Below are 16,232 nucleotides of genomic sequence, written 5' to 3' on the forward strand. Positions count from 1 at the left end.
TATGTCACAGGCGGCGATGAGAGTTCGAAACCGTGAACCGCAGGAGCGTATTCGCACCGGGCGCAGTAACGGTGCCCGACTGTTCGGCATTGTTTTTCTGCTGATCGTCATCGGGATTATGGTTGCCGGCGGGCTGGTGGTACTGAAGTGGATGAACGATGCGTCCCGGCTGCCATTGTCAAAACTGGTGGTGACAGGACAGACGCACTACACCACACACGATGATATTCGTCAGGCGATTTTGTCGCTGGGTCCGCCTGGTACGTTTATGTCTCAGGATGTGGACATCCTGCAGCAGCAGATTGAGCGGCTGCCCTGGATTAAGCAGGTCAGCGTGCGTAAGCAGTGGCCGGACGAACTGAAGATCCACCTTGTGGAGTACACACCGGTGGCGCGCTGGAACGATTTGCACATGGTGGATGCTGAGGGTGTCTCCTTCAGCGTACCCGCCAGTCATGTCGGCAAAGAGACAATGCCGATGTTGTACGGGCCGGAAGGGAGTGAGAAAGAGGTCCTGGCGGGCTATCACAGCATGGATGATGTGCTGAAAGCCCGAAAGTTTACTCTGAAGGTGGCGTCGATGACGGCGCGGCGTTCATGGCAGCTGGTCACCAGCGATGATGTTCGTATCGAACTGGGCCGCAGCGATACCATGAAACGACTGAATCGCTTTATTGAGCTCTACCCGGTGCTGCAACAGCAAGGTCAGAACGAGAGCAAACGTATCAGCTACGTGGATTTACGATACGACTCTGGCGCTTCTGTTGGCTGGACACCGATCGTGATGGAGCCACAGGACAGTAATCAGCAACAGAACCAGGCACAGGCTAAACAACAATGATCAAGGCAACGGACAGAAAACTGGTAGTTGGACTCGAAATCGGCACTGCGAAGGTTGCCGCCCTGGTTGGGGAAGTTCTGCCCGATGGTATGGTCAACATTATTGGGGTGGGCAGCTGCCCTTCCCGCGGTATGGATAAAGGTGGCGTAAACGACCTTGAGTCGGTGGTGAAATGCGTTCAGCGCGCCATCGATCAGGCTGAGCTGATGGCAGATTGCCAGATCTCCTCCGTCTACCTTGCTTTATCGGGCAAACATATTAGTTGTCAGAACGAAATCGGGATGGTTCCGATTTCCGAAGAGGAAGTGACTCAGGATGATGTAGAGAACGTCGTACACACCGCCAAATCGGTGAGAGTACGTGACGAGCATCGCATCCTGCACGTCATTCCTCAGGAGTACGCCATTGACTATCAGGAAGGGATTAAAAATCCGGTCGGGCTTTCTGGCGTGCGTATGCAGGCGAAAGTGCATCTGATCACCTGCCACAACGACATGGCGAAGAACATCGTTAAAGCCGTTGAACGTTGCGGGCTGAAAGTGGATCAGCTGATTTTTGCCGGTCTCGCCTCCAGTTTTGCCGTTCTGACTGAAGACGAACGTGAGCTGGGCGTGTGTGTTGTCGATATTGGTGGCGGTACAATGGACATAGCCGTATATACCGGCGGCGCTTTACGGCACACTAAGGTTATTCCGTATGCAGGCAACGTCGTTACCAGCGACATCGCCTATGCGTTTGGTACACCACCAACGGATGCTGAGGCGATCAAAGTGCGCCATGGTTGCGCGCTGGGCTCGATTGTCGGCAAAGATGAGAACGTTGAGGTGCCGAGTGTGGGCGGACGTCCACCACGTAGCCTGCAACGTCAGACGCTGGCTGAAGTGATTGAGCCGCGTTACACCGAACTTTTGAATCTGGTCAATGACGAGATTCTGCAGTTACAGGAACAACTGCGTCAGCAGGGCGTGAAGCATCACTTAGCCGCAGGCATTGTCCTGACCGGTGGTGCAGCGCAAATCGAAGGACTGGCGGCCTGTGCGCAACGCGTATTCCATACGCAGGTGCGTATCGGACAGCCGCTGAATATTACCGGCCTGACTGACTATGCGCAGGAATCGTACTACTCCACTGCCGTGGGACTGTTGCATTACGGCAAAGAGTCGCACATGAACGGTGATGCAGAGACCGAAAAACGGGTCTCAGTAGGTAACTGGTTCAAGCGTATTAACAGTTGGTTAAAAAAAGAGTTTTAATTTTTGTGAAAGGGGATCATGCTGTTTTCTTTAGTGATCTCCAGGCGACAGGCACATAACGGAGAGAAATCATGTTTGAACCTATGGAATTAACCAACGACGCGGTGATTAAAGTCATCGGCGTCGGTGGCGGCGGCGGTAACGCCGTAGAGCACATGGTACGCGAGCGTATCGAAGGTGTGGAATTCTTTGCTGTGAATACCGACGCGCAAGCGCTGCGTAAAACAGCTGTCGGCCAGACCATTCAGATCGGTAATAACATTACCAAAGGTCTGGGTGCGGGTGCGAACCCGGAAGTGGGCCGTAACTCTGCAGAAGAAGATCGCGAAGCACTGCGTTCTGCGCTGGAAGGGGCAGACATGGTCTTCATCGCAGCAGGTATGGGCGGCGGTACCGGTACCGGTGCAGCGCCTGTCGTGGCTGAAGTGGCTAAGGAGCTGGGTATCCTGACGGTGGCGGTTGTCACCAAGCCGTTCAACTTCGAAGGCAAAAAGCGCATGGCGTTTGCCGAGCAGGGGATCGCCGAACTCTCTAAGCATGTCGATTCACTGATCACCATTCCAAACGACAAGCTGCTGAAAGTGCTGGGCCGTGGTATCTCTTTGCTGGATGCGTTTGGTGCAGCTAATGACGTGCTGAAAGGCGCCGTTCAGGGTATCGCTGAGCTGATCACCCGTCCTGGCCTGATGAACGTCGACTTTGCTGACGTGCGTACCGTCATGTCCGAAATGGGCTATGCGATGATGGGTTCAGGCGTCGCGTGCGGTGAAGATCGTGCGGAAGAAGCGGCTGAAATGGCGATCTCCAGCCCACTGCTGGAAGATATCGACCTTTCTGGTGCGCGTGGCGTGCTGGTCAACATTACGGCGGGCTTCGACCTGCGTCTGGATGAGTTCGAGACCGTGGGTAACACTATCCGCGCCTTCGCCTCTGACAACGCGACCGTCGTGATCGGTACCTCACTGGATCCGGAAATGAATGACGAACTGCGCGTCACCGTGGTGGCAACCGGTATCGGCATGGACAAGCGTCCTGAAATCACCCTGGTGACCAACAAGCCAGCCAGTCAGCCAGTGATGGATCATCGCTATCAGCAGCACGGTATGTCACCGCTGCCGCAGGAGCAGAAGCCTGCTGCCAAAGTCGTTAACGACCAGGCTGCGCAGTCGAACAAAGAGCCCGATTATCTTGATATTCCGGCCTTTTTACGTAAGCAGGCCGATTAGGATTAACCCTATAATTGGGATTCTCCGCTCTTTGTGCTAAAGTCTCTGTCCGCTGGTAAAGTATACTGGCGGTCGGACAGGTGATATTGCGAGATAATACGATGATCAAACAAAGGACATTAAAACGTATTGTTCAGGCGACTGGTGTCGGTTTACATACCGGCAAAAAAGTCACCCTGACATTACGCCCTGCGTCGGCTAATACCGGGGTCATCTATCGTCGCACCGACTTGAATCCACCGGTAGATTTTCCGGCTGATGCAAAATACGTGCGCGACACCATGCTGAGTACCTGCCTGGTGAATGATGAAGGCGTGCGTATTTCCACGGTTGAACACCTCAATGCCGCCCTGGCGGGTCTGGGTATCGACAACATTATTGTTGAAGTCGATGCGCCAGAAATCCCGATCATGGATGGCAGCGCAGCACCGTTTATCTATCTGCTGATGGATGCGGGCATCGAGCAGCTCAACAGCGCGAAGAAATTTGTGCGTGTTAAGCAGACCGTGCGTGTGGAAGAGGGTGACAAATGGGCCGAGATCAAACCGTTTAACGGCTTCTCGCTCGATTTCACCATCGACTTCAAACACCCGGCCATCGATTCCAGCTCACAGCGTTATGCGATGAACTTCTCTGCTGACGCCTTTGTTCGCCAAATCAGCCGGGCGCGTACATTTGGCTTTATGCGTGAAATCGAATATCTGCAGTCTAAAGGCCTGTGCCTGGGCGGTAGCTTAGATTGTGCGATAGGTCTGGATGATTTCCGCGTACTGAATGAAGAAGGCCTGCGTTTTGAGGATGAGTTTGTCCGTCACAAAATGCTGGACGCGATTGGCGACTTGTTTATGTGTGGTCACAACATCATTGGCGCATTCACTGCGTTTAAATCGGGCCACGCGCTGAACAACAAGCTGCTGCAAGCGGTTCTGGCTAAGCAGGAAGCCTGGGAATGGGCAACCTTCGAAGACGAAGCTGAACTGCCGCTGGCATTCAAAGCACCGAATCTGGTTCTGGCTTAATTACCCCGGAACGTGAAACGGCTGGTTATGCTGACACCCTCTCCGGTCAGCGGCGCCAGCCGTTTTTTATTGCCTCTTATCACACGCCTGATGACTGCGACCTCGCTCGCAAAGCGTTGTCTGTTCTGCTGATTTGCTGAACAATCACACGCGTTTTCTCTCGCCATCACTTTAATCCCAGGTGTGGATGCCCCACATTAATGATACTATCTGTGGCGCTTTTACAGGCCGAAATCCGTTGCGGCTCGCGGCGGGTACCAGAAAACAAGAGCGCAACAGAGCATGCGCGATGGAAAGGTTGTGATCGGGATTCTTCTGCGCTGGCGACAATTAGGTAGACGCTATTTCTGGCCTCATCTCCTGTTAGGGATGGTAGCGGCCAGCTTTGGCCTGCCAGCCTGTGCGCAAAGCTCCGAACTCAACGCGTCGTCTGAATCTCCGGCCAGCAGTCTCTTTCTTGGCAATGCCACACGCTTTGATCACCTGATCCGGCTGCAGGAAGCATCCCGACGCCCGAGCTTCAGCGTGGATTACTGGCATCAGCACGCCATCCGCACCGTTATTCGTCATCTCTCTTTCACGCTGGCGCCCCAGGCGCAGGCGGAGCAACAGACATTACCGCTGGCGGCACAAAAGCTGGCGCTGATCGACTCACTGCATAGTTTACTGACATCACATTCTGCGCTGCACACTGCACCGCAGCAGATCACTACGCCGCCTCTTTTCATGGCCGTTACCCGCTCATGGGTAGAATGGCATGCCAGCGTGCATGGCATACGCGCCGGACCTGCCCGATTGTTCTGCTAATATTTTTGGTTTTATTCACTCTGTTTAGATTTCGCAGTCCGGAATGCTCCGGCTGAATTGAGAATATATTTATTATGTTAAGCAAAATATTAACCAAGGTTTTTGGTAGCAGTAACGATCGTACGCTGCGTCGTATGCGTAAAGTGGTGGACGTCATCAATAAGATGGAGCCCGATTTTGAGAAGCTCTCTGATGATGAACTGAAAGCGAAAACGGATCTGTTCCGCGAACGCCTGAAAAAAGGTGAATCGCTGGAAAGCCTGATCCCGGAAGCGTTCGCAACCGTGCGTGAAGCGAGTAAACGCGTATTCGGGATGCGTCACTTCGACGTGCAGCTGATCGGCGGCATGGTGCTGAACGATCGCTGCATTGCTGAGATGCGAACCGGTGAAGGTAAAACGCTGACCGCAACGCTGCCGGCCTACCTGAATGCGCTGTCCGGCAAAGGCGTTCACGTGGTTACCGTCAACGACTATCTGGCACAGCGTGATGCGGAAAACAACCGTCCGCTGTTTGAGTTCCTGGGTTTAACCATTGGTATCAACATGTCGGGCCTGCCGGCGGTGGCAAAGCGTGAAGCTTACGCAGCAGACATCACCTACGGCACCAACAACGAATATGGCTTTGACTACCTGCGCGACAACATGGCTTTCAGCCCGGAAGAGCGTGTACAGCGTAAACTGCACTATGCGCTGGTGGATGAGGTCGACTCCATCCTGATCGATGAAGCGCGTACCCCGCTGATCATCTCTGGTCCGGCGGAAGACAGTTCTGAGCTTTACACCAAAGTGAACAAGATCATCCCTCATCTGGTTCGCCAGGATAAAGAAGATACCGAAACCCATCAGGGTGAAGGCGACTTCTGGGTCGATGAAAAAGCGCGTCAGGCTCACATGTCTGAGCGCGGTCTGGTCAAAGTGGAAGAGCTGCTGGTCAGCCAGGGCATCATGGAAGCGGGCGAGTCACTCTACTCTCCGACCAACATCATGCTGATGCACCACGTCACCGCGGCGCTGCGTGCGCACGCACTCTTTACCCGCGATGTGGATTACATCGTGAAAGATGGCGAAGTGGTGATTGTTGATGAACACACCGGCCGAACCATGCAGGGTCGTCGCTGGTCTGATGGTCTGCATCAGGCGATTGAAGCGAAAGAAGGCGTTGAGATCCAGAACGAGAACCAGACGCTGGCCTCTATCACCTTCCAGAACTACTTCCGTATTTACGAGAAGCTGGCCGGTATGACCGGTACCGCTGATACCGAAGCATTTGAATTCAGCTCCATTTATAAGCTCGACACCATTGTCGTGCCGACCAACCGTCCGATGGTGCGTAAAGATCTGGCTGACCTGGTCTACATGACCGAGAAAGAGAAGATCGATGCCATTATCGAAGATATCCGTGAGCGTACTGCAAATGGTCAGCCGGTACTGGTGGGGACCATCTCGATTGAGAAATCAGAAGTGGTCTCTAACGAACTGACCCGTGCCGGTATCAAACATAACGTACTGAACGCCAAATTCCACGCCCGCGAAGCAGATATCGTGGCGCAGGCCGGTCAGCCAGGTGCGGTCACTATCGCCACCAACATGGCCGGACGTGGTACGGATATTATGCTGGGCGGCAGCTGGCACGCTGAAGTGGCCGAACTGGAAGAGCCAACTGAAGCGCAAATCGAAGAGATTAAAGCGGCATGGCAGATTCGTCATGATGCGGTACTGGCGTCAGGTGGTTTACACATCGTCGGTACTGAGCGTCACGAATCGCGTCGTATCGACAACCAGCTGCGTGGTCGTGCAGGTCGTCAGGGTGACGCCGGTTCTTCTCGCTTCTACCTCTCAATGGAAGATGCGCTGATGCGTATTTTTGCCTCAGACCGCGTCTCGAATATGATGCGTAAACTGGGCATGAAGCCAGGCGAAGCGATTGAGCATCCGTGGGTCACCAAAGCGATTGCCAATGCCCAGCGCAAAGTTGAAAGCCGTAACTTCGATATTCGTAAGCAGCTGCTGGAATATGATGATGTGGCTAATGACCAGCGTCGCGCCATCTACAGTCAGCGTAATGAACTGCTGGATGTGTCTGACGTTAGCGAAACCATCAACAGCATTCGCCACGACGTCTACAAAGTTACCATCGATACTTACATTCCGCCGCAGTCGCTGGAGGAGATGTGGGATGTGCCAGGCCTGGAAGAGCGTCTGCGTACTGACTTCGATCTGAACCTGCCGATTGCAGAGTGGCTGGATAAAGAGCCTGACCTGCATGAAGAAGTGCTGCGTGAGCGCATCATGACCCATGCCATGGAAAGCTACGCTGAGAAAGAAGAGATCGTTGGCGCAGAGATGATGCGCAACTTCGAAAAAGGCGTGATGCTTCAGACGCTGGATTCGCTGTGGAAAGAGCATCTGGCCGCGATGGACTATCTGCGTCAGGGCATCCATCTGCGCGGCTATGCGCAGAAAGATCCGAAGCAGGAGTACAAGCGTGAATCCTTCGCTATGTTTGCCGCGATGCTTGAATCACTGAAATATGAAGTGATCAGTACGCTGAGCAAAGTCCAGGTGCGCATGCCAGAAGAAGTTGAAGCGATGGAGCAACAACGTCGCGAAGAAGCTGAACGTCTGGCACAGCAACAGCAGCTGAGCCATGTTGAAGAGGATCTGCTGGCAGCAGCAGAGCCTGTGGCGGAGCAGAGTGGCGAACGCAAAGTCGGCCGCAACGATCCCTGCCCATGTGGTTCCGGTAAAAAGTACAAGCAGTGTCATGGCCGCATCGCCTGAGACTGAATGCTAATAAAAAAGGAGCCGCTGGCTCCTTTTTTTATGGTCTCTGCCACCCAGGCAACTGCGACTCCGCTGAGCTAAAGCGGTTAACATCCGCTACGGCATGCTCTAAAATCAGGCTTCATTCACCCATTACTACCGGATAGTCTCCATGAAGCACCTGCAGGTTGCAGTTGGCATCATTCGCAATGCCAGTAAACAAATTTTCCTTGCCCAGCGCGCGGCGACCTCTTACATGGCGAACAAGTGGGAGTTTCCTGGCGGTAAAATTGAAGCGGGCGAAAGCGCCGAACAGGGATTGATAAGGGAACTTCAGGAAGAGACCGGGATTGAAGTCACCCAGGCACGCCCGATCGGTCATGCAGACCATAGCTATGACGATCTGCGGGTGACGCTGCATTTCTTTCTGGTTGAAGGGTGGAAAGGAGAGCCGTGGGGCAAAGAGGGCCAGCCGCAGCGTTGGGTGGATCAGCATGCGCTGGTCGCGGAGGAGTTTCCGCCCGCGAATCATCAGCTGATTGCGCGTCTGATTGCTGGCGAACTCTGATCGGATGGGGCTGCGCGCCCCATCCGGTTCGGCTATCAGCGATCCTCTTCACTCCAGTTGTCACTGTCGTTCATATCGTCGCGGCTGGGAATACGTTTCTCTTCTGCGGCCCACTCACCTAAATCGATGAGCTGGCAGCGCTTACTGCAAAAGGGGCGCCACGGGCTGAGCTCATCCCAGATCACATCTTTGCCGCACTGCGGACAGGCAACGGTCATCACTTCTTGCTGCATTTTTTACCTCTAACAACAGGCCAGTTGAAAATTAAGGCGAGCCGGAACTTCACCGCGCTCACTATCAAGCGGCATAAAACGAATGGCGTAGCGGCTTTTATGTCCGGACACCTGTGGATAGAGCGCATCCTCCAGCGACAACTGCAGTCGCAGCAGATCGGCGCCTTCGGCATTATCCTGATAAAAACCATTAAGGCTGGTCTGCACATGAAACGCGCCGGACTGGCGGATCAGGTCCAGTATCATCGCCAGCGCATGATGCAGCGGCTCCAGCGTCTGCATCCAGGCTTCGACCTGCGCATCGCGTGCTTCCTGCGGCAGATGGAGCCAGATGTGCAGGCCCGGCAAATCAAAGCTGCAGCATCCACCAGGGATGCTCAGGCGCTGCCGCACCAGGGCAATCAGACGGTCCTCGCGGAGTTGCTGGCCCATACGTGGGGCATTCATTAACTGCGTCGACTGAATTTTGAGTTTATCGCGCAGGGCATTAACCAGCGTCATATCAACACCTGGCACATCAGCCCATGCACGTAACTTTTGCTGCTGACGCTCCAGCTCTTTTAACAATTCAGTACGCATATCGCCCCGCTCAAAAATATCGAGCAACTCGCTAATCAGGCGAAAAAAGGTTAGCGCATTAACGGTTTTATCCAGTGGGACAATTTCATCTAACTGATTGATCAAAAACTCAACCCGTAACCAGGTTCGCATTTTTTCATTCAGTGGGTGTTCAAACAGAACGGGTGTGCTCATGGTATTAATCCTGTTTCGTTGCCGCCAGCCTGAGATAGCGCTGATGGAGTTCGGCAACCTGCGGCAAGGCGTCGTCGGGCTCGCCACTGTTATCAATAATGTCATCGGCACAGGCGAGGCGCTGCTGGCGCGTCGCCTGTGCGGCAAGAATGCGTTTTGCCTGGGCGACGGAAAGATGATCACGCTGCCGGGTGCGCGCTAACTGCGTTGCCTCATCAACATCCACCACCAGTACCCGATCAGCCTGGTGCTGTAACTGATTTTCCACCAGTAGCGGCACCACCCAGAGCACATAAGGTGTGGTGGCTTCGGCGATCAATTGATGCGTCCGGGCATTAATCAGTGGATGCAGCAGCGCGTTTAACCAGCTTTTCTCTTCCGGCTGCTGAAAAATAATGTCGCGAAGTCGGCTACGGTCAAGCTTCCCCTCATCAGTCACTATCGACGCGCCATAACGCGCCTGAATGGCCTGCAAAGCGGGTGTGCCGGGTTCGACAACTTCACGTGCTATCAGGTCAGCATCAATAATTTCCACACCAGACGCTGCGAATGCCTGGGCAATCGTACTTTTACCACTGCCGATCCCCCCTGTAAGCGCGACGATATAGGGCATGTTTCTCACCTGACTTCTCTGTTCGACAGGGCTTCAGGGTAATGATCTGAATAAAAAACGCAAAAATGCGCGTCAGATCACACCGATAAAGCACAATTAAATTTAACGGATTGTAGCGTAAATAAAGTGAAATTCGCAGTCTTGTCGCGCAGCGAGAGGCGCGTATCATAACGTCACTGGAGCTGTGCTTACTTCGTGAACGACGATTCATTGCCACTTACCAGGACACTGTTTATGCGTATTGAAGAAGATTTAAAACTGGGCTTTAAAGATGTCTTAATCCGCCCCAAACGCTCCACGCTGCAAAGTCGCTCACAGGTTGAGCTGGAACGCAGCTTTACCTTCAGACATTCGGGCCTGAGCTGGAGCGGCGTACCGATTATCGCCGCCAACATGGATACCGTTGGCACATTTTCAATGGCTGAGGCGCTGGCCAGCTTCAATATCCTTACAGCAGTCCATAAGCATTACAGAGTAGATGAGTGGCGCGCGTTTATTCAGCGCGTCCCCGCGACGGTATTGAAACATGTGATGGTTTCAACCGGCACCTCGGAGGCCGATCTCAATAAACTGGTCGCGATTATGGCGCTGTCAGACGATCTGCAGTTTATCTGCATCGACGTGGCCAACGGCTACTCTCAGCATTTTGTTGATTTTCTGCAGCGCGCCCGTGAAACCTTCCCGGCTAAAACCATCTGTGCCGGTAACGTGGTAACGGGCGAAATGGTGGAGGAGCTGATTCTCTCTGGCGCGGATATCGTCAAAGTCGGCATTGGTCCGGGTTCGGTCTGTACAACCAGGGTGAAAACCGGCGTGGGTTATCCGCAGCTTTCCGCTGTCATTGAATGTGCCGATGCGGCGCATGGCTTAAGCGGACAGATTGTCAGTGATGGCGGCTGCTCAGTGCCTGGCGATATTGCGAAAGCGTTTGGCGGCGGTGCCGACTTCGTGATGCTGGGTGGCATGCTGGCGGCACATGATGAGTGTGAAGGGCAGGTGGTTGAAGAGAATGGCGAAAGCTTTATGCTGTTTTACGGCATGAGTTCCGAATCGGCGATGAAGCGTCACGTTGGCGGTGTGGCGCAATATCGCGCAGCAGAAGGTAAAACGGTGAAGCTGCCATTGCGTGGCCCGGTTGCTGACACCGCGCGCGATATCCTGGGTGGACTGCGTTCCGCCTGCACTTACGTGGGTGCGGAGCGGCTGAAAGAGCTGACCAAGCGCACCACCTTTATCCGGGTTAATGAGCAGGAAAACCGGGTTTTCAACCGATAGTTATCCGGGGCGCAGCCTGCGCCCCTTAATGCATTGCATCACCCAGCCCGAACACCGGCAGATACATCGCAATCACCAGCGTGCCGACAATGCCGCCAATCACCACCATCATCATCGGTTCCAGCGAAGCAGCCAGTGTGTCAGCGCGCTCACGGGTTTCTGCCTCATGCCATTCCGCCAGACGAGCCAGCATTAAATCCAGCGCGCCCGCCTCTTCGCCGACGCGAACCAGCTGACCGCATAATGGTGTGAACAGCGGATGATGCATCAGCGCCTGATGCAGAGGATTCCCCTGAGCAATGTGCTGCTGCAGTCCGGCCATTGCTTCCCGCCATAGCAATGATGAGAGCGTGACTTCAACGGCTGCCAGTCCCTGTAGCAGAGTTAACCCGGCGCGCTGTGTCAGATTCAGAATGGTGTAGATCTGCGTCAGCTGCGTGCCACGCCATAACCCGGAAAGCAGCGGGATGCGCAGGAAAATCGCCTGCTCACGGCGTTGCCAGCCCGCAGAGCGTCGTCGTAACTGATGCCAGGCTGCCAGCATCAGCGATACGCCGATGGCTAACACCGCTCCCCACTCCTGAAGCGCGGCAGATAACTGCATTACCGCTGCCGTAAAGGCGGGCAGGGGGGCATCAAAGGAGTCATAGACGGCAACGAACTCTGGCAGAACGAACAGCAGCATGCCGCAGGTGACCGCAATCGCCACCAGCAGAATGAACAGAGGATAGCGCAGCGCCTTCGCCACCTGATGCCATAACTGCTGCTGCCGGATCTGCTGCCGGGCCAGCTCACTGCAACAGGTATCCAGCTGACCGGTCAGTTCGCCCACCTCCATCAGGGCCGGATAGAGCGCCGGAAAAATCTGCGGCCATTCACGTAAAGCCTGAGAAAAAGGGGCGCCGCTGAGTACCCGATGATGCAGGACAAGCATCAGAGCCCGCCAGCCTGCATGCGGATGGCCCTCAGCCAGCAAAGCCAGACTCTCTGCCAGCGGCAGTCCCGCTTTGAGCAGGGTTGCCAGCTGACGAATCAGATCGGTTTTGTGCTGCCACTTCCACTCCCTCTGACGCCACACTTTTTCTCGTTTCCAGCTCACCGGCAGAAGGTCGCGCTGCGCCAGCATCAGCAGCAGGTTATCACTGTCGATAGCCAGTAGCTGGCCACTGACTAACTGGCCCTGGCTATCGACCGCCTGCCAGCGAAATAAAGACGCATCAGCCATCGTCCAGCCCAATCACTCGTTGCATCTCTTCCAGCGAGGTATCGCCCCGGCTTACTGCTTCCAGGCCAGACACCAGCAGAGTGCGTAATCCCTGCTGTTTCGCCAGGCTGAGCAGATTCTCCAGCGGCATTTCGGCGGCGATCGCATTTTGCAACCTGGCATTGATCGGCAGCAGTTCAAACAGTGCCAGACGGCCAAAATAGCCGGAAAAACAGTGGTCGCAGCCGGGAGCTCGCCAGGTTTGCAAGGTACCGGGCCAGAGTTCCGCAGGATAGTGCGCCACCGCCTGAGCGGGCTGACGGCAATGGGGGCAAAGGCGTCGAACCAGACGCTGAGCAACAATCAGTTTCAGTGCCGAGCCCAGAAGATAACCGGGAATGCCCATCTGTCGTAGCCGGGTCAGGGTCTCGGCGGTGGAGTTGGTGTGCAGAGTCGAAAGCACCAGATGTCCGGTCTGTGCCGCTTTAACCGCAATCTCCGCCGTTTCAGCATCGCGGATCTCCCCGACCATGATCACATCCGGATCCTGTCTCAGCAGCGCCCGCAGCACGCGGTTAAAATCGAGGCCGTTTTTAGCATGGATCTGCGTCTGGTTAATGCCGGGCAGGGGGATCTCAATCGGATCTTCAACGCTGCACAGATTTTTTTCCGGCGTATTCAGGGCACTGAGTCCGCTATAGAGCGTAAACGTCTTGCCGCTGCCGGTAGGCCCGGTGACCAGAATCAGCCCTTGCGGCTGCGCCAGCGCGGCGCAGAACAGGCGCAACTGCGCGGCGGGTAAGCCGAGCTTATCCAGCGACAGCGCCGCGCTTTCACTCTGCAACAGCCGGACCACCGCTTTCTCACCACCGTAGATGGGTAAGGTCGCCAGGCGAAAAGAGGCGGGTTTACCGGCGATCTCCAGACTGAACTGACCATCCTGCGGTAACCGGCGTTCGGCGATATCCAGTCCGCCGAGGATCTTTAGTCGCGCCAGCAGCGCAGCAGGCTGGGTGGCGGGCAGGGAAGATAGAGGGTGCAATACACCATCGATACGCAGACGCACACGCAGGCCATTACGGCCGGGTTCGATATGTACATCAGAGGCGCGACGCTCCAGCGCCTGACGCAGGATCAGCTGTGTCGCTTCGATCGCTGATTCTGTGGGCGCCTCTTCGCGCGCCACCAGCGGTGTGTCAGCGTGCTGAAGCTGGTCGAGCCGGGCCTGCGGCCAGCATTCAATCTCAATCTGACACTGGCTGGCAAAATGGAGGGCTTCAGCCAGCCCTGGCGGCACGCTTTCCGCGACGGCAACACGCAGCTGGCTGGCATCATGGTGCAAAACCAGGGCACGATAGCGCTGACATAATGCCGCGATCGCCTCATCAGGCTTGCTCATCGCTGGCTCCTTTATCCGCAAAGCGGAACTGCTGCAGGCAATTGTCGCGCAGGCTATTGTTGCTGCTGGTGCAGTTGCGTTGCCAGCTGATGCCGCCCTCGGTGCTGTCCCAGAGCGGCAGCATTTCAACGCTCAGCCCATTCAGGCTCTCCTGGCCGGTCAGCGTAATGACCCCGTTGGTCACGCTCAGTGCTGAGACATAGCGCGATCCCCTGGCAGCAGGAATACCCGCTTCTCCGGCCTGGCACTGCGTCGGGCCGCCGCGCTCCATGGCGCAAAGCTCAACAGCGGTTTTATAGGGCACCATGGTTTGCAGCATGTCAGTAAGGGCAGCACGCTGCAGATAATTTTGATAAGCGGGCAGGCCGATAGCACTTAAGATTGCCACAATACCCACCACAATCATCAGTTCAACCAGCGTAAATCCACGTTGATAATTCATCACATCGTCTCCGTATTAAGAAGGCGACAGGTTAAAAATCGGGAGCAGTGAAAGACAGGCAGAGATGGGCAAACTGGAAAGTATGATGTGAACAGATTTCAGACTTACAGCGCAGTCGAAACTGCGCCGGAAGCAGGGTCGCAAAATCGCCGTGTTGAGTGACGGCGAGGCAGGCTATTTTTGTTTAAAGCGCATCGAGAGATCCAGCGCCCGCACATGCTTGGTCAGCGCGCCAACCGAAACATAGTCCACGCCGGTCAGGGCGATCTGTGGCAGGGTGGTTTCGGTGACGTTACCGGAGACCTCCAGCAACGCCCGACCCTGATTAAGTTCGACGGCGGCACGCATCGCTTCCAGGCTGAAGTTATCCAGCATCACGATATCGGTTTCCGCTTCCAGCGCCTGACGTAACTCCTCCAGCGATTCCACCTCAACTTCAACCGGCACATCGGGCTGCAGCCATTGCGCTCTTTCCACTGCCTGCCGAATCGAGCCGCTGGCAATAATATGGTTCTCTTTGATGAGGTAAGCGTCAGAGAGGCCCAGCCGATGATTACTGCCACCGCCGCACAACACGGCATATTTCAGCGCAGTCCGCAGTCCGGGCAGGGTTTTACGCGTGTCCAGCAGTTGCGTCTGGCTTCCCGCCAGCAGCGCGGCATAGCGGCTGACTTCGGTAGCAACGCCTGAGAGCGTCTGCACAAAATTAAGCGCCGTTCGCTCGGCGGTCAGCAGCAGCCGGGCAGGCCCCTCGATTTCAAACAGCAGCTGGTCAGCCTCGATCTGATCACCATCTTCGACATGCCATATAAGGGTTGCATGCGAACCGAGCTGAATAAACACCTCTTCAACCCAGCGTTTACCACAGAAAACACCGGCTTCGCGGGTGATGACCTGCGCATCGGCCTGGGTATCGGCAGGTAACAGCTGTGCGGTAATATCGCGGTCAGCATCAATCTCACCACCAAGATCCTCTTTTAACGCCTGCGCAACGGCATCAGGGATGTCACTTTCAATGCGTTTAATCAATGCCTGACGACGGCTGTCAGGATCATAACCACGGGATGACATAAGCGTTTTCTCCAGAAAGGGGAATGACAGAGGCGGTCACAATAGCCTGAACCGCCATTCGGTTCCAGCAACTGGTCGCATTTTGTTTAGTATCCTTAACACGCAGTGCGTGAATGTCATCAGACCGGCACACTAAGAAACAAGAATCCTTTATTATTCATGCTATTCTCAGCCGGGTGAAATAAGGAAAACCGCTATGAAAATCAAACAGGGCTGGCTGACCCGCGTGCGTCATGTGCCGTCGCCGCATTGCAACGAACGCCCTGATAATGAGGCACCTTCACTGCTGGTTATCCACAATATCAGCCTGCCACCCGGTGAATTTGGCGGGCCATGGATCGATAAACTGTTCACCGGCACCTTACCGCCCGATGCCCATCCCTATTTTGCGGATATCGCCGCGCTGAAAGTGGCGGCACACTGCCTGATTCGCCGTGACGGGGAGATCGTGCAGTATGTCCCCTTTGATAAACGCGCCTGGCATGCGGGCATTTCGCAGTTCGAAGGACGTGAAAACTGCAACGACTTCTCCATAGGCATCGAACTGGAAGGGACAGACAGTGAGCCTTATAGCGAGGCGCAATATCGGGCTTTGCAGCAGGTGACGCAATTACTGCTGCAACACTACCCGTTAACGCCTGCACGTATCACGGGGCACAGTGACATCGCACCGGTACGCAAAACCGATCCCGGACCTGCTTTTGACTGGGACTACTACAAACAGCTGTTAACGCAGCAAAAATCCTGATTTTTGCGGAGTCAG

The 16,232-nt window shown here is 55.0% G+C and carries 16 protein-coding genes; 9 read left to right on the top strand and 7 right to left on the bottom strand.

Annotated features, from left to right (window positions below; genetic code table 11):
• Position 1: 1 nt before the first annotated feature.
• The 7 genes from ftsQ to mutT all read left to right on the top strand — a co-directional run bounded on the left by ftsQ (position 2) and on the right by mutT (position 8,479).
• Positions 2 to 841 (top strand): cell division protein FtsQ, encoded by an 840-nt coding sequence (ftsQ, locus tag EPG66_RS19690; protein ID WP_039386502.1) that lies wholly within the window; start codon positions 2 to 4, stop codon positions 839 to 841.
• Positions 838 to 2,094 (top strand): cell division protein FtsA, encoded by a 1,257-nt coding sequence (ftsA, locus tag EPG66_RS19695; protein WP_010253890.1) that lies wholly within the window; start codon positions 838 to 840, stop codon positions 2,092 to 2,094. Before ftsQ ends, ftsA begins: the two co-directional genes overlap by 4 nt.
• A 71-nt stretch (positions 2,095 to 2,165) precedes the next feature.
• Positions 2,166 to 3,320, top strand: coding sequence for a cell division protein FtsZ (ftsZ, locus tag EPG66_RS19700; RefSeq protein ID WP_010253892.1), 1,155 nt, complete (start codon positions 2,166 to 2,168; stop codon positions 3,318 to 3,320).
• Between the two features lie 101 nt (positions 3,321 to 3,421).
• The gene (gene lpxC, locus EPG66_RS19705; protein WP_010253894.1) at positions 3,422 to 4,339 is read left to right on the top strand and encodes a UDP-3-O-acyl-N-acetylglucosamine deacetylase; all 918 of its coding nucleotides are present in this window, start codon (positions 3,422 to 3,424) and stop codon (positions 4,337 to 4,339) included.
• A 300-nt stretch (positions 4,340 to 4,639) separates the two neighbouring features.
• Positions 4,640 to 5,146, top strand: a complete 507-nt coding sequence (secM, locus tag EPG66_RS19710; RefSeq protein WP_329608306.1) for a secA translation cis-regulator SecM — start codon at positions 4,640 to 4,642, stop codon at positions 5,144 to 5,146.
• Between the two features lie 74 nt (positions 5,147 to 5,220).
• Entirely contained in the window at positions 5,221 to 7,929 is a 2,709-nt protein-coding gene (gene secA / locus EPG66_RS19715) for a preprotein translocase subunit SecA (protein WP_022625411.1), read from the top strand.
• Between the two features lie 154 nt (positions 7,930 to 8,083).
• Positions 8,084 to 8,479 carry an 8-oxo-dGTP diphosphatase MutT gene (mutT, locus tag EPG66_RS19720; protein ID WP_031594287.1) on the top strand — a complete coding sequence of 132 codons (396 nt, stop codon included), beginning with the start codon at positions 8,084 to 8,086 and terminating at the stop codon, positions 8,477 to 8,479.
• Between the two features lie 35 nt (positions 8,480 to 8,514).
• On the opposite strand, the gene yacG is transcribed toward mutT, so the two are convergent.
• The 3 genes from yacG to coaE are packed head-to-tail and all read right to left on the bottom strand — an operon-like array spanning position 8,515 to position 10,078.
• Positions 8,515 to 8,712: a DNA gyrase inhibitor YacG gene (yacG, locus tag EPG66_RS19725; RefSeq protein ID WP_010253903.1), complete on the bottom strand. Its 198-nt coding sequence runs from the start codon at positions 8,710 to 8,712 to the stop codon at positions 8,515 to 8,517.
• A gap of 9 nt (positions 8,713 to 8,721) precedes the next feature.
• Positions 8,722 to 9,465 carry a cell division protein ZapD gene (gene zapD / locus EPG66_RS19730; RefSeq protein WP_010671830.1) on the bottom strand — a complete coding sequence of 248 codons (744 nt, stop codon included), beginning with the start codon at positions 9,463 to 9,465 and terminating at the stop codon, positions 8,722 to 8,724.
• A 4-nt stretch (positions 9,466 to 9,469) separates the two neighbouring features.
• Complete coding sequence (coaE, locus tag EPG66_RS19735) at positions 9,470 to 10,078, bottom strand: dephospho-CoA kinase (protein ID WP_031594288.1); 609 nt, start codon at positions 10,076 to 10,078, stop codon at positions 9,470 to 9,472.
• 234 nt (positions 10,079 to 10,312) lie between these two features.
• Between coaE and EPG66_RS19740 the strand changes: the two genes are divergently transcribed.
• Positions 10,313 to 11,353: a GMP reductase gene (locus EPG66_RS19740; protein ID WP_182687900.1), complete on the top strand. Its 1,041-nt coding sequence runs from the start codon at positions 10,313 to 10,315 to the stop codon at positions 11,351 to 11,353.
• 25 nt (positions 11,354 to 11,378) lie between these two features.
• Here the strand turns inward: EPG66_RS19740 and hofC are convergent, their stop codons facing one another.
• The 4 genes from hofC to nadC all read right to left on the bottom strand — a co-directional run bounded on the left by hofC (position 11,379) and on the right by nadC (position 15,469).
• The gene (hofC, locus tag EPG66_RS19745; protein ID WP_143991231.1) at positions 11,379 to 12,578 is read right to left on the bottom strand and encodes a protein transport protein HofC; all 1,200 of its coding nucleotides are present in this window, start codon (positions 12,576 to 12,578) and stop codon (positions 11,379 to 11,381) included.
• Complete coding sequence (gspE, locus tag EPG66_RS19750; protein ID WP_182687902.1) at positions 12,571 to 13,956, bottom strand: type II secretion system protein GspE; 1,386 nt, start codon at positions 13,954 to 13,956, stop codon at positions 12,571 to 12,573. The genes hofC and gspE overlap by 8 nt, the downstream gene beginning before the upstream one ends.
• Positions 13,943 to 14,398: a prepilin peptidase-dependent pilin gene (gene ppdD / locus EPG66_RS19755; RefSeq protein ID WP_083070554.1), complete on the bottom strand. Its 456-nt coding sequence runs from the start codon at positions 14,396 to 14,398 to the stop codon at positions 13,943 to 13,945. The genes gspE and ppdD overlap by 14 nt, the downstream gene beginning before the upstream one ends.
• Before the next feature lie 174 nt (positions 14,399 to 14,572).
• Positions 14,573 to 15,469: a carboxylating nicotinate-nucleotide diphosphorylase gene (gene nadC / locus EPG66_RS19760; protein ID WP_182687904.1), complete on the bottom strand. Its 897-nt coding sequence runs from the start codon at positions 15,467 to 15,469 to the stop codon at positions 14,573 to 14,575.
• Between the two features lie 196 nt (positions 15,470 to 15,665).
• Here nadC and ampD point away from each other — a divergent pair, with 196 nt between their 5' ends.
• Positions 15,666 to 16,217: a 1,6-anhydro-N-acetylmuramyl-L-alanine amidase AmpD gene (gene ampD / locus EPG66_RS19765; RefSeq protein ID WP_010671836.1), complete on the top strand. Its 552-nt coding sequence runs from the start codon at positions 15,666 to 15,668 to the stop codon at positions 16,215 to 16,217.
• The last annotated feature ends 15 nt before the right edge of the window (positions 16,218 to 16,232 follow it).

This window comes from Pantoea pleuroti (assembly GCF_014156615.1).
GTDB classification, from domain to species: domain Bacteria; phylum Pseudomonadota; class Gammaproteobacteria; order Enterobacterales; family Enterobacteriaceae; genus Pantoea; species Pantoea agglomerans.

Excerpts from the sequence above, each read along its gene's own strand:
- ftsQ (WP_039386502.1), top strand. The coding sequence starts at position 2 with ATGTCACAGGCGGCGATGAGAGTTCGAAACCGTGAACCGCAGGAGCGT.
- ftsA (WP_010253890.1), top strand. The coding sequence starts at position 838 with ATGATCAAGGCAACGGACAGAAAACTGGTAGTTGGACTCGAAATCGGC.
- ftsZ (WP_010253892.1), top strand. The coding sequence starts at position 2,166 with ATGTTTGAACCTATGGAATTAACCAACGACGCGGTGATTAAAGTCATC.
- lpxC (WP_010253894.1), top strand. The coding sequence starts at position 3,422 with ATGATCAAACAAAGGACATTAAAACGTATTGTTCAGGCGACTGGTGTC.
- secA (WP_022625411.1), top strand. The coding sequence starts at position 5,221 with ATGTTAAGCAAAATATTAACCAAGGTTTTTGGTAGCAGTAACGATCGT.
- mutT (WP_031594287.1), top strand. The coding sequence starts at position 8,084 with ATGAAGCACCTGCAGGTTGCAGTTGGCATCATTCGCAATGCCAGTAAA.
- yacG (WP_010253903.1), bottom strand. The coding sequence starts at position 8,712 with ATGCAGCAAGAAGTGATGACCGTTGCCTGTCCGCAGTGCGGCAAAGAT.
- zapD (WP_010671830.1), bottom strand. The coding sequence starts at position 9,465 with ATGAGCACACCCGTTCTGTTTGAACACCCACTGAATGAAAAAATGCGA.
- coaE (WP_031594288.1), bottom strand. The coding sequence starts at position 10,078 with ATGCCCTATATCGTCGCGCTTACAGGGGGGATCGGCAGTGGTAAAAGT.
- EPG66_RS19740 (WP_182687900.1), top strand. The coding sequence starts at position 10,313 with ATGCGTATTGAAGAAGATTTAAAACTGGGCTTTAAAGATGTCTTAATC.
- hofC (WP_143991231.1), bottom strand. The coding sequence starts at position 12,578 with ATGGCTGATGCGTCTTTATTTCGCTGGCAGGCGGTCGATAGCCAGGGC.
- gspE (WP_182687902.1), bottom strand. The coding sequence starts at position 13,956 with ATGAGCAAGCCTGATGAGGCGATCGCGGCATTATGTCAGCGCTATCGT.
- ppdD (WP_083070554.1), bottom strand. The coding sequence starts at position 14,398 with ATGAATTATCAACGTGGATTTACGCTGGTTGAACTGATGATTGTGGTG.
- nadC (WP_182687904.1), bottom strand. The coding sequence starts at position 15,469 with ATGTCATCCCGTGGTTATGATCCTGACAGCCGTCGTCAGGCATTGATT.
- ampD (WP_010671836.1), top strand. The coding sequence starts at position 15,666 with ATGAAAATCAAACAGGGCTGGCTGACCCGCGTGCGTCATGTGCCGTCG.